Annotated in this window: 28 protein-coding genes; 18 read left to right on the top strand and 10 right to left on the bottom strand. The window is 34.6% G+C overall.

Annotated elements, in window-relative coordinates:
• The first annotated feature begins 43 nt into the window (after nucleotides 1-43).
• Genes C1A06_RS15300 through C1A06_RS13550 form a run of 5 tightly spaced genes read left to right on the top strand, consistent with a single transcriptional unit; the run spans nucleotide 44 to nucleotide 10,058 of the window.
• Nucleotides 44-178 (top strand): hypothetical protein, encoded by a 135-nt coding sequence (locus C1A06_RS15300; RefSeq protein WP_281253969.1) that lies wholly within the window; start codon nucleotides 44-46, stop codon nucleotides 176-178.
• On the top strand, nucleotides 178-4,629 hold the full coding sequence (locus tag C1A06_RS13535) for a tape measure protein (protein WP_101690753.1): 4,452 nt from the start codon (nucleotides 178-180) through the stop codon (nucleotides 4,627-4,629). The genes C1A06_RS15300 and C1A06_RS13535 overlap by 1 nt, the downstream gene beginning before the upstream one ends.
• On the top strand, nucleotides 4,626-5,132 hold the full coding sequence (locus C1A06_RS13540; RefSeq protein ID WP_101690754.1) for a hypothetical protein: 507 nt from the start codon (nucleotides 4,626-4,628) through the stop codon (nucleotides 5,130-5,132). The genes C1A06_RS13535 and C1A06_RS13540 overlap by 4 nt, the downstream gene beginning before the upstream one ends.
• Nucleotides 5,133-5,136: 4 nt before the next feature.
• Nucleotides 5,137-7,788 (top strand): DUF4886 domain-containing protein, encoded by a 2,652-nt coding sequence (locus C1A06_RS13545; RefSeq protein ID WP_101690755.1) that lies wholly within the window; start codon nucleotides 5,137-5,139, stop codon nucleotides 7,786-7,788.
• A complete protein-coding gene (locus C1A06_RS13550; RefSeq protein ID WP_101690756.1) occupies nucleotides 7,785-10,058 on the top strand; it encodes a hypothetical protein in 2,274 nt (757 codons plus the stop codon). The genes C1A06_RS13545 and C1A06_RS13550 overlap by 4 nt, the downstream gene beginning before the upstream one ends.
• A 28-nt stretch (nucleotides 10,059-10,086) precedes the next feature.
• On the opposite strand, the gene C1A06_RS13555 is transcribed toward C1A06_RS13550, so the two are convergent.
• The 7 genes from C1A06_RS13555 to C1A06_RS13580 form a co-directional block, all read right to left on the bottom strand.
• A complete protein-coding gene (locus C1A06_RS13555; RefSeq protein WP_101690757.1) occupies nucleotides 10,087-10,476 on the bottom strand; it encodes a hypothetical protein in 390 nt (129 codons plus the stop codon).
• A 9-nt stretch (nucleotides 10,477-10,485) separates the two neighbouring features.
• The gene (locus C1A06_RS13560; RefSeq protein WP_101690758.1) at nucleotides 10,486-10,992 is read right to left on the bottom strand and encodes a hypothetical protein; all 507 of its coding nucleotides are present in this window, start codon (nucleotides 10,990-10,992) and stop codon (nucleotides 10,486-10,488) included.
• Nucleotides 10,973-11,206: a hypothetical protein gene (locus C1A06_RS13565; protein ID WP_145996418.1), complete on the bottom strand. Its 234-nt coding sequence runs from the start codon at nucleotides 11,204-11,206 to the stop codon at nucleotides 10,973-10,975. The genes C1A06_RS13560 and C1A06_RS13565 overlap by 20 nt, the downstream gene beginning before the upstream one ends.
• A 139-nt stretch (nucleotides 11,207-11,345) precedes the next feature.
• On the bottom strand, nucleotides 11,346-11,537 hold the full coding sequence (locus C1A06_RS13570) for a hypothetical protein (RefSeq protein ID WP_101690760.1): 192 nt from the start codon (nucleotides 11,535-11,537) through the stop codon (nucleotides 11,346-11,348).
• The gene (locus C1A06_RS13575; protein WP_101690761.1) at nucleotides 11,534-11,728 is read right to left on the bottom strand and encodes a hypothetical protein; all 195 of its coding nucleotides are present in this window, start codon (nucleotides 11,726-11,728) and stop codon (nucleotides 11,534-11,536) included. The genes C1A06_RS13570 and C1A06_RS13575 overlap by 4 nt, the downstream gene beginning before the upstream one ends.
• Nucleotides 11,729-11,804: 76 nt before the next feature.
• A complete protein-coding gene (locus C1A06_RS15305) occupies nucleotides 11,805-11,939 on the bottom strand; it encodes a hypothetical protein (protein WP_281253970.1) in 135 nt (44 codons plus the stop codon).
• Between the two features lie 49 nt (nucleotides 11,940-11,988).
• Nucleotides 11,989-12,258 carry a hypothetical protein gene (locus C1A06_RS13580; RefSeq protein ID WP_145996419.1) on the bottom strand — a complete coding sequence of 90 codons (270 nt, stop codon included), beginning with the start codon at nucleotides 12,256-12,258 and terminating at the stop codon, nucleotides 11,989-11,991.
• 188 nt (nucleotides 12,259-12,446) lie between these two features.
• Between C1A06_RS13580 and C1A06_RS13585 the strand changes: the two genes are divergently transcribed.
• From C1A06_RS13585 to C1A06_RS13600, 4 genes are all read left to right on the top strand, one after another.
• Nucleotides 12,447-12,737, top strand: coding sequence for a helix-turn-helix domain-containing protein (locus tag C1A06_RS13585; protein WP_101690763.1), 291 nt, complete (start codon nucleotides 12,447-12,449; stop codon nucleotides 12,735-12,737).
• A gap of 141 nt (nucleotides 12,738-12,878) precedes the next feature.
• On the top strand, nucleotides 12,879-13,259 hold the full coding sequence (locus C1A06_RS13590; protein WP_101690764.1) for a hypothetical protein: 381 nt from the start codon (nucleotides 12,879-12,881) through the stop codon (nucleotides 13,257-13,259).
• Between the two features lie 24 nt (nucleotides 13,260-13,283).
• Nucleotides 13,284-13,751, top strand: a complete 468-nt coding sequence (locus tag C1A06_RS13595) for a thermonuclease family protein (RefSeq protein WP_101690765.1) — start codon at nucleotides 13,284-13,286, stop codon at nucleotides 13,749-13,751.
• Nucleotides 13,752-14,039 carry a hypothetical protein gene (locus C1A06_RS13600; RefSeq protein WP_101690766.1) on the top strand — a complete coding sequence of 96 codons (288 nt, stop codon included), beginning with the start codon at nucleotides 13,752-13,754 and terminating at the stop codon, nucleotides 14,037-14,039.
• Between the two features lie 18 nt (nucleotides 14,040-14,057).
• On the opposite strand, the gene C1A06_RS13605 is transcribed toward C1A06_RS13600, so the two are convergent.
• The gene (locus C1A06_RS13605) at nucleotides 14,058-14,366 is read right to left on the bottom strand and encodes a hypothetical protein (protein WP_101690767.1); all 309 of its coding nucleotides are present in this window, start codon (nucleotides 14,364-14,366) and stop codon (nucleotides 14,058-14,060) included.
• Nucleotides 14,367-14,695: 329 nt separating this feature from the next.
• Here C1A06_RS13605 and C1A06_RS13610 point away from each other — a divergent pair, with 329 nt between their 5' ends.
• From C1A06_RS13610 to C1A06_RS13625, 4 genes are all read left to right on the top strand, one after another.
• A complete protein-coding gene (locus C1A06_RS13610) occupies nucleotides 14,696-15,166 on the top strand; it encodes a phage holin family protein (protein WP_101690768.1) in 471 nt (156 codons plus the stop codon).
• Nucleotides 15,144-15,554, top strand: a complete 411-nt coding sequence (locus C1A06_RS13615; RefSeq protein ID WP_101690769.1) for a structural protein P5 — start codon at nucleotides 15,144-15,146, stop codon at nucleotides 15,552-15,554. Before C1A06_RS13610 ends, C1A06_RS13615 begins: the two co-directional genes overlap by 23 nt.
• Entirely contained in the window at nucleotides 15,551-15,946 is a 396-nt protein-coding gene (locus C1A06_RS13620) for a hypothetical protein (RefSeq protein WP_101690770.1), read from the top strand. The genes C1A06_RS13615 and C1A06_RS13620 overlap by 4 nt, the downstream gene beginning before the upstream one ends.
• Before the next feature lie 495 nt (nucleotides 15,947-16,441).
• On the top strand, nucleotides 16,442-17,695 hold the full coding sequence (locus C1A06_RS13625) for a phage integrase SAM-like domain-containing protein (RefSeq protein WP_101690691.1): 1,254 nt from the start codon (nucleotides 16,442-16,444) through the stop codon (nucleotides 17,693-17,695).
• Here C1A06_RS13625 and C1A06_RS13630 read toward each other — a convergent pair.
• A complete protein-coding gene (locus tag C1A06_RS13630; protein WP_101690692.1) occupies nucleotides 17,692-18,240 on the bottom strand; it encodes a hypothetical protein in 549 nt (182 codons plus the stop codon). The two genes, C1A06_RS13625 and C1A06_RS13630, sit on opposite strands and share 4 nt — an antisense overlap.
• A 10-nt stretch (nucleotides 18,241-18,250) precedes the next feature.
• Entirely contained in the window at nucleotides 18,251-18,997 is a 747-nt protein-coding gene (locus C1A06_RS13635; RefSeq protein ID WP_145996412.1) for a hypothetical protein, read from the bottom strand.
• Between the two features lie 251 nt (nucleotides 18,998-19,248).
• Between C1A06_RS13635 and C1A06_RS13640 the strand changes: the two genes are divergently transcribed.
• From C1A06_RS13640 to C1A06_RS13660, 5 genes are all read left to right on the top strand, one after another.
• Entirely contained in the window at nucleotides 19,249-19,689 is a 441-nt protein-coding gene (locus tag C1A06_RS13640; RefSeq protein ID WP_101690694.1) for a helix-turn-helix domain-containing protein, read from the top strand.
• Nucleotides 19,686-19,895 (top strand): hypothetical protein, encoded by a 210-nt coding sequence (locus C1A06_RS13645; RefSeq protein WP_101690695.1) that lies wholly within the window; start codon nucleotides 19,686-19,688, stop codon nucleotides 19,893-19,895. The genes C1A06_RS13640 and C1A06_RS13645 overlap by 4 nt, the downstream gene beginning before the upstream one ends.
• Nucleotides 19,896-19,906: 11 nt before the next feature.
• Nucleotides 19,907-20,260 carry a hypothetical protein gene (locus C1A06_RS13650; RefSeq protein WP_101690696.1) on the top strand — a complete coding sequence of 118 codons (354 nt, stop codon included), beginning with the start codon at nucleotides 19,907-19,909 and terminating at the stop codon, nucleotides 20,258-20,260.
• Between the two features lie 63 nt (nucleotides 20,261-20,323).
• Nucleotides 20,324-20,698, top strand: coding sequence for a DUF3127 domain-containing protein (locus C1A06_RS13655; RefSeq protein WP_101690697.1), 375 nt, complete (start codon nucleotides 20,324-20,326; stop codon nucleotides 20,696-20,698).
• Nucleotides 20,699-20,761: 63 nt separating this feature from the next.
• Entirely contained in the window at nucleotides 20,762-21,652 is an 891-nt protein-coding gene (locus tag C1A06_RS13660; RefSeq protein WP_101690698.1) for a hypothetical protein, read from the top strand.
• The last annotated feature ends 68 nt before the right edge of the window (nucleotides 21,653-21,720 follow it).

The raw sequence follows: 21,720 nt of genomic DNA on the forward strand, positions 1-21,720 counted from the left end.
TAATGATATAAGGCATAATATAAGCTTTGCGAACTTAATGTTTATGTTAAATTCAATACCTCCATACAGAGGATTAGAGGATAAAGACGAAACTAAATCCAAGACTAATAAACCTAAAAAGAAAGAGAAAAAAGAACCGAAGATTATTCATTGGGAACAAATAGGATTTGGAAGATAATGGCAGGATTAAGTTTTGAAATGTCGGCAGACGACAAAAAATTAAGGGATGGTATCGCAAATGTCGAAAAAAGTCTCTTGGGTTTAGAGCAATCAGCTATGAAGGCGGGTAAAGCACTAGATGAATCGTTTCGTATAAGACAAGAAACACAAAGCAATATACAGCAACAATTAAACAAGGTCGTTGATTCGCTTACTAGCATTGACGGAAAGGTCGGACAAACCAAAGCGGAAGTAAAAGACTTGGATAAGGTCAGTAAAGATGCGAGTACAAGCATAGGTACATCGTTTAAGTCTATTGCAGCAGTCGCAGGTGGTGCGTTCGGTGTTCATTCTATATTACGATTCAAAGATGCAATTATTCAAGCTCGTAAGGAAACACAGATGCTTGAAACATCATTTGAAGTATTGCTTGGTAGCAGAGAAAAAGCAGATATGTTGCTATCTAAAATGCGTGAACTAGCATTAAAAAGCCCGTTATCTGTTACTGATGTTTCAAAAGGTGCTCAAATGCTGCTTTCATTCAATGTTGAAGCATCTAAAACTATACCTATTCTTAATCAGATTGGCGATATCTCTATGGGGGATTCGCAAAAATTCCAATCCTTAACACTCGCATTCTCGCAAATGTCGTCAGCAGGTCGCCTTATGGGGCAAGATTTGTTACAGATGATCAATGCAGGCTTTAATCCATTACAGGAAATATCAGCTAAAACGGGAAAATCAATAGCCGACCTTAAAAAAGAAATGGAAGGCGGTGCTATTACTGTTCAGATGGTAGAAGATGCATTCAGATCGGCAACATCTGAGGGTGGTCGCTTCTATGGTATGATGGATAAGCAGAGTTCGGGTATTGCAGGGAAACAAGCACAACTTGAAGATGCTATATTGAACATGCATAACGAGCTAGGTCAAAGCATGGAAGGCTTGATATCTGGAAGTTATGATGTAATGACAGCATTTGTTAAGAATTACGAAAAGATAGGCGAAATTCTAATAGGTTTAATAGCAACCTATGGAGCTTATAAAACGGCTGTACTCGCATTATCTGTTGTAGAAAAAATACGCTATCAGGCTACACTTGCTCAAATGGCAGGAATGACTAAAATGCAAGCTGTGATGGATATATTAAGGTTCAAAACGGCAGCATTAAATAAGACTATGCTAGCGAATCCTTATGTAGCTGTAACGGCTGCTGTTGTGGCTCTTGGTTATGCTACATACAAACTAGTGACATATCAAACAGACCTAGATAAATCGCAAAAAAGGCTAAAAGATACTAGTAAGGAATATGAAAGAACTATCGTATCAGAGCAAACACAGTTAGATATCCTTTTCGGTCGCTTAAAAGCTGCTAAAGAAGGGACAGATGAATATCAGCAAGCCAAAGAAAATATTCTTAAAAAGTATGGTAGCTATTTATCGGGGCTAAGTGAAGAAATCCGTACTCTTAAAGATGTGGAAGGAGCGTATAAAGCTATATCAAGGGCAGCTATTCAGGCAGCAAAGGATAGAGCAATAGAGAGGGGCACGCAGGAAGCCTCAGACGCTTACACAGAAGAATATCAAAAGAATATACTGAAGGTTCGTAACGCTTTCTTTAAGAAATTTGGAGAGGCTGAAGGTACACTTTTGCTTGATAGTTTTAAAAAGTCGTTTAACGAAGGTAGCGAGTTTACAAAGGAGGTAAAAAAAGCTATAAGCTCATTTGATGAAGTCATTTACTCTGCTAATGGTGCAGCAGGGTCGGTTTCATCTTACTCGAATAATGCTGTTCAGAATGCAATAGTTAATATGAAACGTTCTAAAGAAATTCTTGATTCTGAGGTTAAGATGATAGAAGATATATACGGAACATTAAGCAATACTGAGGGTATTAATGAAGAAACAGTTAAATTCAAAACATATAGCGAACAAGTATCAGAAGCAAGGGAACAAGTTAAAAAGTTGATAAATGAACGCAATAAACTTCTTAATGGAGAACTGCCAAATGAATTAGCCGAAGGAACTCAGTTTGACTTTGCAAAAGGTATTGAGGATAAAACTAAACAACTAAAAGAAGCTCAAGAAAAGCTTAATATTTTACTTAATGGCAGCTCTGCAAGCGAAGCATCAAATACGAACAAATATTTAGAAAAAGCCAAAGAAGAAGCCAGAAAGAAAGCTGACGAACTAGAAAAGCTAAATAGAGAGGCTAGACAAGCCGAGATCAATCAAATGCAAGATGGTCTTGAAAAAGAGATAGCACAGATTGAGCATAATTACGCTGCAAAGATTGCCGAACTTAGAAAGCAAGAGAAGAAATGGCGAGACGCACAAAAAGGAGAACTGACGAAAGATCAAGAAACGACTATTGAAACCGCTTATCAAAATGCAGATAAGGAGGCACTAAAAGCAATAGATAAGGCAAGTAAGGCAAGCAAGGAAGCTGAAAAGAAAAAGTACGATGAAATGCTTAATGAATTTCAATCGTATCAGGATAAGTATGCAGCAGCTCAGAAAACGTTTAACGATAAAAAGGCAGCCTTAGAAAAAGCACGTACACCTGAAAATTCAGATCAGATAGATAGATCAATTCAAGAACTAGAGTACAAACGTGATGAAACATTAAACTCTATCAACGAAGAATTTGCATCAAGAGAAGAAACCTATCAAGTTTGGGTAAATGAGTTAGCGTCATGGTCGTTAGATCAATTAAAATCACTATTAGCTGAAGCTAAACGCAATCTTGAACAGCTTAAACAAGATGGTGTGTCTGATACAGATTTAGCTATTGCTAGTGCTAAAGTAAAGAAGCTTGAAAAAGAGATATCAGATGTAAATAAGAAGCTGACACCAAAGCAAAGAACTATTAAGGAATGGAGCGAATTACATAATGTTCTTTCTGATGTTACTAAGTCCTTTGAGGATATAGGCAATGAAGTAGGCGGAACAGCAGGCGAGATACTCAAAACAGCAGGGCAAATATCAAGTTCTACATTGAGCATGATTGATAGTATTGTGATGTTATCCAAAGAATCAACAACAACAATACAAGGATTATCTCAGGCGGCAAATAGAGCTATACAAGCCGTTGAAAAAGCGTCTGTAATTCTAGCAGTTATTACATCAGCAATACAAATATTGCAGAAGCTAAATAGTATAACAAAAGATTCTCACGACAAATATTTGGATTATGATGCGAAGATAGAGCGTATTAACGATCTGAAAGATGCTGTCAATGATTATGAACTTGCGGTATTACGAGCTACTCAAGCGGAAAAAGCATGGTTTGGCGAGGATGGTTTGCGAAATCTAAAAGACTATAAAGAGCAGCAAGAAAAAATCTATCAGATGCATGAGGATAAACTCAATGAAATGCAGGCTAAATATCAGAACAAAAAAGGGGGCGGTTGGCTTACTGGGATTCTTGATTATGGTTTACTTGGTGGCATTGATTGGGCTTTGGGTACTAATATCTTGGGGAATAAATATGATGAAAGATTAGCTAAAGCGGTTGATAATCTTAGAATTGAGACAAGAAAGCGTAAAAAGGGGATATTCGGGTCGGGTATTGGCTCAAAGTCACAGAAAACAGAGGATTTAAGAACATGGGTTAAAAGAGAACTTGGGTTTGATTTATTTGATGCAGATGGTTGGATAAATCAAGAAGCCTACGAGGTTATAATGGAAAAGTACAGCAATAAGCTTGTAGGTCAAACCAAAGAAACACTCGAAGAACTTAGTTCTTTAAAGGAGCAATACGATGAATATTTGAAGCAACTAAGAGAATATGTAAGCTCGTTATATGAACCGCTAGTTGATAATATGGTCAATTCTCTGTGGGATTGGCTAGATGGTGGGAAAGATGCTTTAGACAGCTTTAAGAATTATGCCTCTGATACATTTAGAGATATCGTAACCGACATGATGAGAACAATTGTACTTGAAAAAGTAGTAGGATCATTTCAAGACGATATTGCAGATATTTACGAAAAATATTCATCAGGGAAATTGACCGAAAAGCAATTAGCAAATCTAGTAGCGGATAGAACAGAGCAATTGACATCTGATTACGAAAAGAATATTCCTGCTTTGCAAACAACACTCGCAGAAATAAACAAAATATTCGAAAATATAGGTTTAAGTCTTGAAAATGCAGAATCAGTACAACAATCAGGCTCTAGTGGATATGAAATCACAGCAAGTCAGGAATCTGTAAATGCATTAAATGCTCGTATGGGTGGTTTATTATCAGGTGTTATAAGCATTGATTCTAGTGTTAAAAACCTAGAGCAATGGTCGTTGCTAAACTCTGCAAATATCGGTAACATTACAAATAATGTGCAGATTCTAGTGAATACGCAATTACAGTCAATGTACTATTTGAGCGATATAGCGAATTACACAAAGCCAATTGCAAACATGGCTAATGACATTGCAGACATAAAGCGAAATACAGAAGGAGTATGACAAATAGGTTATTTATTAACAATAAAGATGCTTGGTTAACTTGGGGTGTAACATTGCGCAAGGGGTCTTATGATGCCTTGCGTTTGGGCGCACCTCAAAAAGAGTATATAAGCAATGATTCACTTGCTCAACATGGCAAGCAATATTTTACGGGACAATCGAGAGTAGATGAAAGGCAAGTTATTCTGATGTTCTATTTAGATGCAAGTTCAGAGCTTGAGTATTACCAAAGATCAAAAGCATTTGAAGCAGAACTAAGAAAAGGTTTGCTATTGTTCCGAATACCTAGTTTGTTCACAGAGTACAAATTGATACTTAACAATTTCAGCGATCTTACCACATGGCATAAAGGTAGTAAAGCCGTGTTTTCGGCACGTTTTACAGAACCAAATCCGACAGATAGAGAAAGTACATTGATTACAGCTAGAATACTTACAGACGATCAGCAAATAGGCTTTACAGATAATGACAATGAAATATTAACAGAAGATATAAGAGGTTAAGAAAATGGCAGGGATCGAGAACATAGATTTTCAGGAATTATCAGGGCTACCGATAACAGAGAATAAAGCGGATATGTTTGTTGTTGGCTATAAAAATACGTCAGGTAATCCGACAATGGTTACACCTATCGGCAATTTAGCCACAAAAGCAGAAGTAGAAAGTGCAGTAGCAAGCAGAGCGACAACAGATCAACTAAATACAGCTACGCAGCAAATTAATTTGTCATTGGTTGGATTGTCTAATCAGGTCGGTACAAAAGCAGAACAAAGCGAAGTAAATGAGCTTAAAGATCGTATTGGAAACGGAGGTACACCAATAGAAAGATACAAAGATGCTGTTGACACTATTGCTATTCTTGAAGCGTTACCCGTTGAACAAAACGAAAAAGGCGATGGGCGTGTGGTTACTGCTGATATAGACGCTAACGGACAATCTTACACTTGGGTGTGGGATGGGTCAAATTGGGGTAGAACACCATATACCACTTTGCCCGCTGATGTGGCAATAAAAGGCGGTTCGTATTTAAATATGAAGCAGATGGATGACAAGAAATCTGATAGAATTGCTACTTATGGGGGAAATTATATTAATAAGTATGGGGTCATTTCTCATCTTAATTTAAGTTCAAGTAGAGGATATAGCAAGCCTATACTGCTTGTTGATGGTCTAGTCATAAACAACTATTCGGTATTGACAGCAAACAAGATTAGCGATACTGAGTATGCTTCGGTGTTTTTATATGATTCGAGATTCAGATGTATTGGCTTCTTGACTGATTCGCAGTCGATAGAAAACGCGAGTAGAACTATTAATATTTCAGAAATTCAGTCTATTTTTCCGTCAGCTTTATATTTTAGAGTTAACGCATCCTTAACTAGTGATTTCTCGATTACCACACTTGATAATAATATTCCACTAACAGCAGATGATAGTTTTATAAATCAGGAGTTAAATAAAAACAACCTATATAATCTTGTCGTGGCAGGTGGGTCTTATATTAACAAGAGTGGAGTCGTGACACAATCTCTAGCTAATTATAGACGGGGTTTTACTCGATTTATATACATAACAGATGGATTAAAATTGGAGCATTTCGCTGTTGTATCTGCAAATCTTATTACATCTGGCACTTATGCGTCTGTTATGCTTTTTGATTCTAAATTTGAATTTGTCGGAAATCTGACACATACAACAACATCTGAAGATATTTCAATAACGCTTAACAAGGCAAGTATTACGGATTTGTTCCCTACGGCGGTGTATTGTGCAGTTAATTTAAATGTAGATAATGGGTTTCAGGCTATCGCGACAGATAATACATATCCATTCTCGCCAACAGATGAGTATGTAGAGGTTGTAAGACGTAAAAAGGCATTATTGCAGGCTGTTGTTTTAGGCGGTGGTTACGTGGGTATGACTGGACAAATAGTATTGTCGACATTTAATATGAATAGAGGGTATACAAAGTATATTACTATCGTTGATGGTCTTCAGTTGAAGCATTTTGCAGTTCTATCTTCAAATAGCCCTTCGGCTAATTTATATGCTTCTGTTTTTCTTTATGATAAATATTTCAACTATGTAGGCTATTTATCACAGTCGTCAAGAGGAGAGGATTTTTCAATTACCTTAAATAAGGCTGAAATAACAGCAGTTTATCCGACAGCCGTATATTTTAGGACTAACATAAATTCAGAAAACGGATTTGATGTGGTGATGCCTAGTGGGTCTATCCCTCCAGTAGTAGATGAAGGCTACGTCTCGGAAATGAAGTCAATATACTCTATGTCATCAAGGCAAATAATCAATCCGTCACTTCCTAAATTAAACATAGACGATGAAATCAAGATTTTAGCAATAGGAAGTTCTTGGCTTAATGATACTGTAATAAGGCTTCGAGATGTTGCCATCGCATCTGGATTGAGGGTAGAAGTAGGCAACGCATTGTCTAGTGGGCTATCTTATCAGACGATTGTTGATAAATTTAATAATAGCGAATTAGTTGACTATACTTTGTGGGATTCATTAGGAAATCCAGCCGTTACATCTCAGAATACAATAAGCAATATTATATTGTCTAAATCATGGGATATAGTTGTTATTCAACAAGGCGCAAAAGATGGCTTTTTTCTCGATTCGTTTCAGCCTTATATGTCTAAATGGATTCATATATTAAAGACTAATCTGATAAATCCGAATGCTGTAATAACTATGAATCATACATGGACACCTGACAGAAATGGGCAGTACATTTCATCATATGGCTTTACATCTCAGCAAGCTATGTGGGATGCTACTCTACATAATATAACAATAGCTTCCTATCAGAGTGGCATTGATTTAGTCGTTCCTTGTGGAATGGCGATTTATTCGCTTCGTACAACGTCATTGCAAAATGATAATGATTTGACAAGGGATAAACTACACTTAGATAGCGGTATAGGCACATATACGGCAGCATGCACCTTCTTTGAAGCTATATTAAAACCTATCTATGGTGTTTCGATATTAGGTAATACATACCGAAGTCCAGACCAAACACCGACAGATAAATACACACCAGTAACAGATGCAAACGCAATCATAGCTCAAAAATGTGCTATTTCTGCAAATGCAAATAGATTCGGATATGTAGATTTTAGCGGATTATTATGATTACAATAGGCAATATAAAAGGAGTAAGACAAGAGCATCAAATAACAGTATTTAGGGCAAGCGACAATTTGCCCTATTTACAATTTGTTCTTTCAAATGATGCAAGAGTGAAAAACGAGATAATGAACGAACATTATCTTGAGAGTACATTTAATTACACGGGTTTAATCGAAATGAAAATAGGCGACTATTGCACCTATAATGGTATAAAATATGCGCTTATGAAAGACTTTACACCTGAGCAGGTACGAGACGGAGAATATAGATATACAATTCGTTTTGATGCACCTGAAATGTTCTTTAAGAACGTTCCGAACTTCTACACATTGCAAGGCTTTAATGAGCTAGAATGGAGTTTAAGAGAGCGACCAGAGCGTTTTATGCAGTTGTTTGTAGAGAACATTAACGACTTCTACAATAACGATTGGAAAGTGGGTATTGTTGAACCTACTGAGCTACTAGATTTGTCGTTTAGTAATTCGTATGTCTTTGACGCATTAACACAGCTTGCAGAAGCTACAAAATGCGAATGGTATCCTGATTATCAGTTAAAGACATTAAGCCTCGTAAGCAGGCTTAAAATAGGCAATACACCGATTGTATTAGAATCAGGCGACTTACTTAATCAGGTAAGGAGAGACAGTCAAAACAAAGACTATTGTACACGTTTATATGCATTCGGTGGTACTCAAAATATACCTCTTAATTATCGTAAACCAATAGCAGGCGAAGCGATTGACGCAATCGTACAAAAGCGTCTTAGAATGCCTTTAAGTACGGGCGATTACATTGATATAAGACCGAACTTAAAACCTCACGAGATAGTACCTAAATTCGTTAATTTCGACATCTTTCCGCAAAGGGTGGGTACTATAACAGAAATTAGAGAGGTAGAGCGTAAAGACGAGCAAGGCAACAAGTTTAGCGTGTTCTATTTCAAAGATTCAGGAATTAACTTTGATACTAAATATATTCTCCCAAACGAAACATTAAAATGTGTGTTTCAAGATGGATGGATGGCGGGATTTGATCGTGAAATCAGCTACAACAATAAGACAAAGGAATACGAGATAATTAACGAGCAGTTAGGCGAACAGCTTATACCTAATGCGATTATAAGACCAAAAGTAGGGGATAAATATGTCCTTTACAACTTCAATATCTCAATGGTTGGCGATCAATATGTGCCCGAAGCAGAAAGAGAGCTAGAGCGTCAAGCAAAGGAGTATCTGGCTGAAATGTTTGATAACAGCAATACGGATTCAGACATTGATACTTATACTTGCGTTCTTAATCCCGTTGAAGTAGCAGAACAAGAAGTAAGTTTAGTTTTAGGGCAATCGGTATCAGTTATCAGTGATGCAGTAAAAGGCGGTCAAAAGGATTCAAGGGTATATGGTTATACTAAATTTCCCGTTACCCGTAAAGATGAATATTTGATCGGAGACAGCCCGAAATATTCCCGTTTTGCGTCTGTTGAGAAAACAGCAGAAAATAATAAGCGAGAATTAAATGTACAGATAGCGGATGCAATGCGTCAGGCTAATAATGCGTATCGTGACATTAAGGCTTTGAATTATATCCGTACAGCGTTGCAGAATGAGACTACTATTGACGGCGGTTTGATTCTCACTACATTAATTCAAATGGGGTTAATGCAGGGCGATACGTGGCTAAATACGGCAGGTGTGAACGGAGTACGTGAGAATGACAATGATATTGCTTTTTGGGGCGGTGGTACACTAGAGCAGGCAATTAATGCGGTTAAGAATCCTGAAGCAATCGAAGATGTTGCAAACTTTGTTGTAACACATGGTGGTAAAACCATTCAGAATAATGCATTAATTAGAGGTAAGTTTGAGAGCAGCTTATGGGGTAGTAAAATAATTATTGACCCTTATTTAAGAAAGATTGAGTTCTTTTCTTCTATAAGTGAGAAGTCTGGAGGGAGTTGGACTTTGATTGATGTTATGGGAGCCAATAAAGCTACATCAAGTATAGAAATCCCATCTAGTGACGGAAATTTTATAACTAAAATATCAAGTGGTTTATCAGCGTTATCGACAACTGGCGATGGTTCACAAAGTCACTTCAATAACAAGACTATAAGTCTTTATGGTGCATTTGGGACTAATACAGAGTTTTCAGCTTCAACTGAAGGGGATATTTTGGAGTTAATAATAAAGAACCTCCCAAAGAGTGATATTTATCTTAAGGAGGGTCAAGCTTGGCTTGATAATGGATTAATAAGAGTAAAGGAAAGCGAATAAAATAGCCCCTTAATTGGGGCTATAACTATTACTGAGGGTATTGAGTTGCGTCAGATTTATCTGTAATATTTGTAAATGGCATATCGACCATTGTTAGAATATTGGTTTTGTATGTTTGTATTTCAAATGCCTTATTTAGCCTTTTTGTCCCAGAATAATCAAAGAAAATATATACTTCATCAAATTTAGAATTGCTATTTACATGAAATTCATTAGTTTTACTTTTAGGGGAAAGTTCATCCCATGATGTTACTTTTATATATATGTCATCTTTTAAATATGCAATAGTTACATTTGATAATTTAATATCTGTTTTATTCTCAACAACTATACTTGTATAATCTTGTGTATTATCTTCATCATCTGAGCCACACGCAAAGAATAAAGGTATAATCAAGAGGAATAGTAGTTTTTTCATAATCTATATTTATTTATTATATTTTTCAACCCATTCATTAAACTCAACAATTTCGCCTTCTGAAAAGTAACCTACAAGAACACCATTAGAGTAGCATTTATATAGACCATCTTTTGATACATCTTCAACTTTCATTTGTTTACCCGTTTTGAGATCAACAACAATAGTATTCATTTTAATTCGTGAATCATCCGAAAATGTTGTTTCTTTCTCAATAATAATGTTGTTATTCTTTTCTGATTGTTTGTCAATTAATGCTTTTTCTGCAATAGTGGCAATAGATAGCCCAAGCCCATTAATGAAAAATCCCGTTAAGACTAATATTATTGAGTACGATATATGCGACCACGATATTACTTCCGAGAACATTCCAGTCTTAATAAAAAAATAAGGTATCTGCATTAATGCTGAAATAATGCACCCGATCATTAATATTGTACTAGATGTTCTAAGTGTCTTTATTCCTGAGTTTTCGTAATTTGGTTCTTTCATAGGTTTAATCTTTATTATTTTCATCTAAATACAGCTTATCTGATAGTAGCTTTTCACGTCTTTTAGTTTCAGTTTCACCCATTGCAGCTAAACAAACAAGCACTAAAAGCGGAGTTACTAAGAAAGAAAGTATTACCCATAAAGCGGTGCTTCTACCTTTTTGTGAAGAAGCTTCAAGAACTGCATATAGTAGAACTATAAATATAAATACTACAAGCGCAACTATCAAAAATTCCATAATCTTAGATTTTATTTTAGTTTTCACAAACTTAAAAAAGATTAACGAATAAACCAATACGCATTTATAATTATTTAAAACTACAAAAGTGCGAACTTCACAGCCCGCACGATTTAAAAACTATGCAACAATTGGTATTTTATGACGCAAACCGCTGTCTGCTTTGTATTATAACTTCTTTGATTTTGGCTTCTGATAAAGCTTTCTGCTCTTTGTATATAACCTCATTTGTAAGTTTCTCAAGATACAAGCCTTCGAACATTCCCATATTTGCTGCAGAATCTATTATCTTTTCAAGTTCCTCAGGAGTAAGTATTATTAATTCGTTCATCGTTTCGAGGATTTAGCGTTATACATTTCTTTTACTATTTCAATAAGAGTGCGCTTAACAGCGTGGCATTCGTGTAGGTTTGTTTGTGCGCCTCCCCATTGCATAAGGTATGCTTCAAACGAATCGTTTAAAAAGTCCTCTAGCTCATTTGGCAGCATTAAATCGAATAATTGTTGTCTTAGTAATTCCATAGTTGTAATATATTTTAGTTGTTGCTTCTTTAATGAATAGATAAATACGTTTTAAAAAGTTGACTTTGTTAACAAATTATTTTTGTCTTTTCATCTTTGAGTAAACACGTTCAATTTCTGACTTGCTTATACCTAGTTTAGTAAGATCACTTTTCAAAGCTTCTAAATACATTCCGATTGTTGGGTATTGTGGTAATGTTATAGTTTTCATATATTCTTTAGTTTAGTTGTTAGTTGTTTCTTTAGAATAGGGGATTTTATCAATCCCCGTTGTATGTATTATTTGCGTAATAGTTGGAAAGTGTAGGAGCTAGTATATTAAGATCAAATGATGTGTTGTTGTTGTTCCAATCATTAGCCCAAACTTGTTCTTCCGCTTTTCTTATTTCGGTAGATCTGTTTTTCTTTGCAATTTCCCAAGCTCTTTCAAGTGACGCACTAAAAGACATAGAATATATTGAGTGTCCTGATTTATAGATTGCCCAAGCTTTTCTCATTATTTCTGATTTGTTGTATTTAGTCGTTTTCATATCGTTGGTTTTAGTTGTTTGAGATATTTTATTGTCGTTTTCTGTATTACAAAGATACATCTTAATGTCGTGTTTTCAAATTAAAAACGATAATTAAATGTAGTTTTAATATTTATTAACGATATTACAATGTCGTATATTTATTTATAAGCTACATTTGTATATCGAAAACTAAAAGCATTATATATATGGGATTGAGAATAAAGGAACTTATTAAGGAAAAGGGATATTCTATGCAAGAATTTGCAGAGATACTTGAAATAACGAGGGATACGCTAACTAGGAATATAAACGGAAACCCTACAATCGAAACACTAGAAAAGATAGCATCTAAGTTGAATGTTGATATAATTGACCTTTTCGAAAAGCCATACAAAGACAATATCTCAGGCTTTATAAAAGTAAAAGGCAAGATAGAAGAAATCAACTCGATCGAGGATATTGAAAAACTCTTGGATGAACTAAAGAAGAATAGCTAAAAATATGTATGTTTGTTTTTAATTAACAAAAACAAATTATACGTTATGAAAAAATTGTTATTACTCTTACTGATTTGTCCTTTATTATTGGTTTCATGTGGTTCAGATGATGATGAATAAAAAGTACCGCCACAAATAATAATGACTGCCAAAAAGAATGTAAGCGGTAATAATAATATTGATGCTATGTTCTATATTTTTAAAGAGGGGAACTATGATCCAACTACATTAAGTAGGGAGAATCATTTAGCCTATGAAGCAACACTTAAAAATGATAAGGGAGAGATAGTTAAATCAATTGCATTTGGTTCTACCAATTCCAACAAAAGTTATGTTATATATGAATGTAAAGTAGGAAAATACTACGTAGTGTGCTGCCCGTCTGGATTCAAACCAAATACAATAGTATTAATGAATTTATGGAAAGCCAAAGAGGTTGAAGTCACAAAGCAGAACAATGTAGCATTTGAGGCTAAATTCTCTAATTTATATAATACTGGATATGTTGAATGGGATGAATAAAACAGAGACCTGAAAGCAAATTAAATGACTAAATACATCATACTCTTACTAATAGTATTGTCATTACCTATTCAATCCAAAACTTTAAAAGGTAAGATTGTAAGGGTATCAGATGGCGATACTATTGTTTTATTGGATAGTACCAATACACAGCACAGAATTCGTTTAGATGGCATTGATTGCCCAGAGAAAGGACAGCCATTTGGACGCAAAGCAACAGACTTCTTAAAAGAGCTAACAACGGGTAAAACCATTATTGTTGAATGGGAAAAGAAAGACCGCTATAATCGCATTTTAGGTGTCGTTTACGCTGATAATATCAATGTGAATAAGGAACTATTAAAGAATGGTCTTGCGTGGCATTACAAGCATTTTAATAACGATCAGGAACTAGCAGACCTAGAGCAACAAGCCAAAGATAAGAAACTGAATATTTGGTCTGAAAAGAATCCAATAGAGCCATATAGATGGAGAAAAGGAGATCGTAATTAAATGACTAAACTAATACATTTGAATGAGTTCGTTTTGCAGAAGTATGGATTTGTAAAACAGAGAAATGAAGATCGTTACTTGCTAGAGGTTGGCGATATTTGGTTTTCATTTACACCTGAAGGATTTTTCAATGAACAAGAATTTAGGGTTACAACGTTTATTAAAATAGGAGGGGATAAACACGACAATTTATCTTCAACCAAAGAGTATTTTGATATCCAATATCTTCACGAACTCAAAGAGATATATTTAAAAAAGGTAGGTAGGGAATTATTGCCTATATATTAAGCTCCGAAAGGGGCTTTTTTACGTTCCTATATTTTCCTTTTTACACATTAACCAAAGCTTCTGATGTCCTTTATTGACTGTTTCGGCTAGGTTTTCGTAACGTTCCCCGTCTTCGTCATTATCTAGCGCATAACTGAAATATGAAACAGTAATACAAGCTTTCGTAATTTCTTCGTATAATTCAAAACAGCGTTGTAATATATTCCTATCTGTGTGAAAGTCTATTACAATGTCATAAATATCGCCTTTCAATAAGTCTTTCAACTCATTCATAAGGATATTTATTCGTTCTTTTTGTACTTCTATTGTTGAATCAAGAGAGGGCATAAGGTGGTGTGTTAGTATATCAGGTAAATGTACTAATTAATTGAAAGATAAGCAATACATAAAATAGGGTAGGAGCGTGTTAACAAACCGAAGCAACGAGTCTTTGAAATCTAAAAGTATGTAAGTACGTTTGGTTTAAGGGAATTGTTGCGTCTATACGCTTTCCGAATTGATACAATTTTGAGGATATAGGCAAAATAAAACCCTCTTAGCCGACTAAAGATGCGCTAACATCTTCAGGTTAAGACACGAAAGGGAATAGCTTTCGCATCAAGCCAAGAGGGCATAAAACATTGATTGTTTAATGGTGCAAAAGTAAGTAAAAAATTATGATTGAAGATCGAATAATGATTGAATTTGTACAAGCGAATCTACCGAAAGTAGAATTTGTTTTAGCTGCGTGGATAGGTGTTGTAATAGCTGTCTTTATTGACTTGTTAACGGGTTTATATAAAGCGAAGTCACTAAACTATCTTATTACTTCTGATGGGCTTAAACGAACGGTAAGCAAACTAGTATTGTACTTTGCATTTCTATCATTTGCGGGATTCATTGATATAATGACTTTCGGTCTTGAATTTTTTACTATTCCTTATGCTTCTTTGTTATTCTCAATATTCGTTTTTGTCATTGAAGGTAAATCGGTATTTGAAAGAGCAAACGAAAAAGAGCGTAAAAGGCTTATCGGTGGTGCTAAAGATGTAACGGCTGTATTAGCTAGTAAAGATGAAATAGTGAAGGCTATACACGATTATATAAACGAGAAAACACAACAGAATGACGAGAGGATTACGAAATAATAACCCTGGCAATATTGAGCAGAACAAAGATAATTTTCAAGGCGAAATAAAACCTTCCCAAGATAAGCGATTTAAGCAGTTTAAAACAATGGCTTATGGCTATCGTGCAATATTCGTAACGCTGCATACATATTTAACCAAATATAAGCGTGATACAATTGAAAAGATTATAACAGCGTGGGCACCATCGGTAGAAAATCACACAGATATTTATATAGCTAACGTTGAGAAATGGTCGGGAGTTCCTAGAGATAAAAAACTGACCGAAAATTCAGGCTATGATTATATTCAAATCGTTGCTGCAATGTCGAGAGTTGAAAATGGCATTAAAGCTGACATGTCGGTTGTAATAAAAGGCTTTGAGTTACAAGATAAAATTAAGCCATGAAATTACTAACAAAGATAATTGCAGTATTATTTGTTTCGGCTCTACTCTTTAGCTGTAAAACAAAATACGTTGAAATACCGATCGAGAAGATCAAGACGGAAATAGAGTATCGGGATAAGGTTAAACGTGATTCTATATATACACGCGATTCAATTATTATTCACTCAAAAGGCGATACTATTTGGATGGAGAAATACAAAACTCTATACAAAGAAAAACTACGAATTGATAGTGTAGAAGTCGAAAAAATAGTACTTCAAGATAAGCCAGTCATTGTTGAAAAATCGAAGCCTTACTATCCGAAATGGATTGTTATTTTAGCTATCTTTGGTATAGTAGCAATAGGATATAGAGTATATAAAATAATAAAGCCGTTTATCGGCAAATTCTAGACATAGGTTCTTTTTGCATATCATTTTAAGGTTTTAAGGTTATTACTTATTCAAAGAATTAGTTTTTAGTTTTTCGGTAGTCTGGCTTGTGAAAGTCGGGCTATTATTTTATATTTACAAACCATCCGTGTAAAGCTGTGAAAATAGTGTTAAAATTAGAAATGTTTTACAATAGTTTTACAACGAGAAAAATCAATAAATACAATTAGTTGTATATCAATTATATGTGTGTTTGTACACGCTACTTTGAGGTGGTAGTTTCAGAAATGATGTGTGGGTTCGAGTCCCGTCGTGTGCACAAAGCCTCAAATGCGGTTTTAGAGGGTAATCTGACAAAGGTTACCCTTTTTGTTTGTTCATAGTTTTACACATCTATTTTGTATAATTTCGACCAAATGTTTTACAAATGTTTTACAAATGTTTTACAATATGGCGAAAAATGTTTTACAATGGATTTTATTATTTATATCTTTCGGGCACTAAAACTAATTCGACATGGTTGTTATTAAAGCAGTTGTACTGAAACATCAGGAAAAAGAGGATGGAACTTTCAATGTAAAGTATAGAATTACGCATAATAGAAAGTCTGCTTATATTGCTTCGCCTTATTTTATTCACAGATCAGAACTGACAGACAAATATAAATTCAAGCCCTCAAAGCTTACAAATAAAATAGATCGTGAAGTGTTAGACCTTAGAGATAAGGTTTCTGAATTAAGTTCTAATATCAATCACTATTCAGCTAAAGAGGTTGCCGAAGCTTTGACAAAAGCAAAGAGCGAAGAAAGCGAAGTAATTGACTTCTTAAAACATCTGAAAAGCGAATATGAACAGCTCGAATCGGATAATAAATTGAATGCAGCAAGTTATAAGGCTGTATATAATAGGCTGTATGAATACACAAAAGGTCGTTTATTTTGTCACGAAATAACACCTATGTTTCTTACTAAGTTTGAAAGATCGTTAGTAAAAGACGGATTAACAAGTTCGGGTATCATTAAATACATGGGCTGTATTCGTGCAGCTTTTAATAGGGCTAAAGATTTATACAATGATGAAGATAGGGGATTGATCGTTATTCCAAACAATCCATTTTCAAAATATAAAGTACCGAAAGAATCAGAAGCAGATAAAAGGGATGCAGGGATAGATATTGTACTAGATCTTTATTTCTATGAGCCTCAATCAGGGTTGCAGGAACTCGCAAAAGATTTATTTTTTCTTTCGTTCTATTTAATAGGTATAAACGCAAGGGATTTACATAGTAGCGATATTGAATTAAAAGATGGTAGGTTGATATATCAACGGAGTAAGACTAAAGACAAGCGATCAGACAGAGCTGAGATTTCAATTAAAATAGAACCTGAAGCAGAATATCTGATAAATAAGTACAAAGGATTTAAAGATAATGTATTCAATCTAAGCGAACGTTTTAATAGTTCTGCGAATCTGAATTTATCATTAAGCAGAGGATTTAAACAAATTCGAGAAAATATAAAAGTAAAGAATAAACAGAAATACAAGAATCTTACTTATTACTCAGCCCGTCACTCATGGGCAACAATAGCATCACATAATTGTGATATAATAGATAGCCATATTGCAAAGTGTTTGAATCACGTTAGCTTGGATTTTAAAACTACAAATAGGTATATTAAAAAAGATTGGTCTACTATTGATAAATGCAATAGGCAGGTATTAGACTTCGTTAAGCAGGTTATAAAAGAAAAAGAAACGGATAGCGATTAACTACCCGTTTGATTTCCTATACCCAAGATAAGCCAATTAGCATTAAGATCGTAATTCTCAACTGCGTGCTTGATTGCTGCGCCTTGTACAAATCTATAATCCTCTGTTTGTTGTATTTTACTGTGCATATCTTTATCTAATCCTGCTGCTAAATAGAATGATCTAAAAGAGCTTATTTTACCTTTCATACGCAATGTTTCGGTAAATGGGATAAATCTGGCTTTTATGTCGTTATTGACTTGTTCTAAGGTTATTATATCATTTCCTACATATACAGTTTCATCATTTCGGTACATATCGCCTTCAGCTGCAAATATCCAATTAGCATTAACTTTATATTTACGTACTAAATGAGCAATAATATTCATAGGCATATAGCTATTTTCGTCCTTTTCCAATCTGTAAAGATTCTGAACTGCATAACCTACTTCTAAACAAAATGCTCTTTTTGATTTTACTAACTTCTTTTCAAGTATATCGCTGATTGCAAATAAAGCTCTTAACTTTATTTCTGTGTGTATCTTATTTTTGTCGTTTTGTAGCATAGGTATTCTCTTATTTTCTCAGGTCTCTGTGGATTAGCTCAACAATGTAATATAGTTCTTTTATGTCTTGTAGTCTGATCGTAGTTATATCCTCATAAAGTGGATTGATGGATTGGCATGTTATATTTCGGTGTTGGATGTCATGACTTAAAACACTTTTTATCAATAGCCCTTCTGTTTTATGAAGTATTACAAAGAAATAACTATCAATTGAAAGAGGATACGACCAATGGCTTGTTGCTATATTCTTGGCTAGTATACGATCGCCATTCATTAATGATTTATTTGTATTATCGTTCATACTATCCCCGTCAACTTCAAAAATCATATACTTGCCTTTATATTGCATATCAGTAGTAACGGGAATAACGGGTAATTGGGTTATATATGTTTCATCGTCAAAAGATTCAGCATAGTGCTGTTTTTCATCTTTAGATACAAATGGTATAGGTTTGTAATTCTTTGTGAGTATACTATTGTTGATATCTGAATATATTGCTTGTCTCACAAGGCTAGGTATAGATTCATTTACTTTTTTTGCATCTCTTTTTAGTTTGTAATCTAAAAGGTAATCATAAACAGTTTTAAGACTTTTTACAGAAGGATTGACATCGCCTTTCATCCAATAACCAATTGTTGACGGGGATAAATCCGTATTAATAGCTATTTGTCTTAATGATAATACATCTTGTAGTTCTTTTATCAAAGCAAAAGTATCTTGCTTTAGGCTTTCTCTTTTTTGGTCTTTTTCTTTCATTTTAGTTTTCAGTTTGTTGGATACTATATTCAATTTAACTTTGTTTAACGTACAATATTGAATAAATACAAAACAAAGTATTAAATTTGTATCAAATAGGTGTTCGAATTAGTTCTTTACAAAGGTAATTGAAAATAATTGAACACTTCAATACATATTAATGTGTAAAAGTACATAGTTTTAATGAAAATTGAATTTAATAAAAGTTAAATAGTACACATTGAGGATATGGTAAGACAAAATCACACAATATGGAAGCAAATATTATTGACATAGCAAGGGTACAAGAAGTATTGAAAGAAAAGAATATTTCTTTTCAGCAAGCTTTATCTCTATTACTAACTGCAACTGGTAATTCAGCAGATGAAGCAGCAGACGAAATGTGTATATCGCCTGAGACGCTAAAGAAACATATAAGCAGTTCAAAGCCTAAGCTTGGATATAGTAAAGCTACCGAAATATCAGGATATATAATATGTACAGCTTTAGGTTTAGACTATGAACAAGTAGTAGAATACCTAAGAGATCAGGCAAGGAAAGCAATTGAACAAAGAAGAAAGATAGGTCAATCAGCAATTATCGGGCTTATTATTATTGGCTCTTTTGCTCCAAGTATAAGACGAATGAATATACAACAATATAGAAGATCAGCTAGAGTAGAAATAACCACTTCAAGACGCAGAGATATATGACACAAAGACAAGTAAATGAGCTAGAAAGAATCAGAGATCAGTTTTTCGATCTTATCGAACCTGAAAATGCAAAAGAGTTTGTAGAAGATATGTTCGAATGTTATTTGAAAGAGTATGGTGCAAACGAAACACAACTAGAAACGAAGTATAGAGCTATAAGATTAATAAATAAGGTCATTGAGTTACTTAATAATAAGACATTTTAAAATCTAATAGCATGGGACAAGTTTCAGCACTACATGAGGAGCAACTATTAAATATAGTTTCTCAAGCAGTACAAATTGGTATTGTTAGCCAGTTAGTTTATCAGGGAGATATGGATTGTACGATAACACAAAATAAAGCGTATAAAACATACGGCAGGGGAACGATCGAGCGATGGCTCGCAGCTAAACTGATAACGAGATACGCAGACTATGGAAAGGCATCAAGTAAAACAGCGTATAGATATAGCGTGATCGAATTAATGAAAGTAGCAATGAGCGATAATATGATACGTGATATGTCGCCAAAGGCGAAAGACGAATACAAAGAAGTAGTAACATTAGATATGCAAAGGAAAGTCGGTTAAGTCCGACTTTCTGAGAGCAGCAAAACAAATAAATAGATTTTTAAACATTAATAATTAAACAAAATGAACATTGAAGGTAAAGTAAAACAAGTACTAGAAATCCAATCAGGACAAGGAAAAAACGGAGAGTGGAGAAAGCAAAGTTTCATCATTGAGACAGCAGGGCAATATCCTAAAAATGTGTGTATAACAGCATGGGGTGACGCTGTGGCTAATTCAGTTTCTATGTTAGTTGTAGGCAATCAAATAAACGTTTCCTTTGACTTAGAGAGTAGAGAGTTTAACGGGCGATGGTACACCGATGTAAAAGCGTGGAAAATTGAACAAGTAGGTGCAGTATCACAACCACAGCAAGCACCAAACACGGGAGGTCAACAACCTGCACCACAAGTAAATTTCAACAGCAACAACAATAAAGAAGACGATTTACCCTTTTAAGGATTTGTTGGCTCTATTAGCCATCCGTTTTGATACAATAATTATAAATAAAAGTAAAATGATATGAATAACGATTACGAAGTTTTAGAAGTTGTAGCACCATCTGTTCAACAGTTAGATGCTATTGAAAGAGCAAATGTAGATACTCAGGTATCAACAGCGAAACAATATCCTAGAAATATTAAAAGATCATTAAATAATGCTATCGCCATTGTTACAATGGATGAAGGAACGGCACAGTCTTGTACTTACGCCTTGCCTAGAGGTGGCAAACCGATTACAGGACCATCGGTGCATCTTGCAAAGATTATTTCCCAATGCTATGGTAATATCAGAGCAGAAGCAAAAGTTGTAGAGATTACGGATAAACATGTGGTGTCTCGTGGCACAGCGTGGGATTTGGAAAATAATTACGCAGTAGCGTTTGAAGTACGCAGAAGTATTGTCGGTAATAGAGGTCGTTTTAATGACGATATGATAACTGTAACGGGTAACGCTGCAAATGCTATCGCTTATCGTAATGCTGTTTTGTCAGTAGTTCCGAAGTCGATAACAGATAGGGTTTATCATGCAGCGCAAGAGTTGATAACGGGCGATTTATCAGACGATACAAAATTGATTGCAAGACGCAAAAAGGCTATTGATATGTTCAAAGATGAATTTAATATTTCGGAAGATGAACTTGTTAAGCTTTGCGGAAAACAGACAGTAAATCAGATTAAGAAAGATGAAATAGCATTGTTGCTCGGTTTTTATCAGTCTTTGAAAGATGGCGATACGACAGTAGATACGTTGTTAAAAGAAGTAAGGGGGATTTCTACCACAGTCGAACAGTCAAAAGCGACACCGAAAGAAATGCAAAAATACTTCGAGGAAGCCAAAGCAAAACCAGAGTTAGCAGCATCCTACTTAGCACAAGGTAAAATCACAAAAGAAATGTACGATGAAATTTAATTTATAGGAGGTAAATAATATGTGTTTTTGGAAAAAGAAAACTAAAGAAAAGCCGACAATAAAACCTA

The sequence above is a fragment of the Dysgonomonas massiliensis genome (genome assembly GCF_900240225.1).
In the GTDB taxonomy this organism is placed as follows: Bacteria; Bacteroidota; Bacteroidia; order Bacteroidales; family Dysgonomonadaceae; genus Dysgonomonas; species Dysgonomonas massiliensis.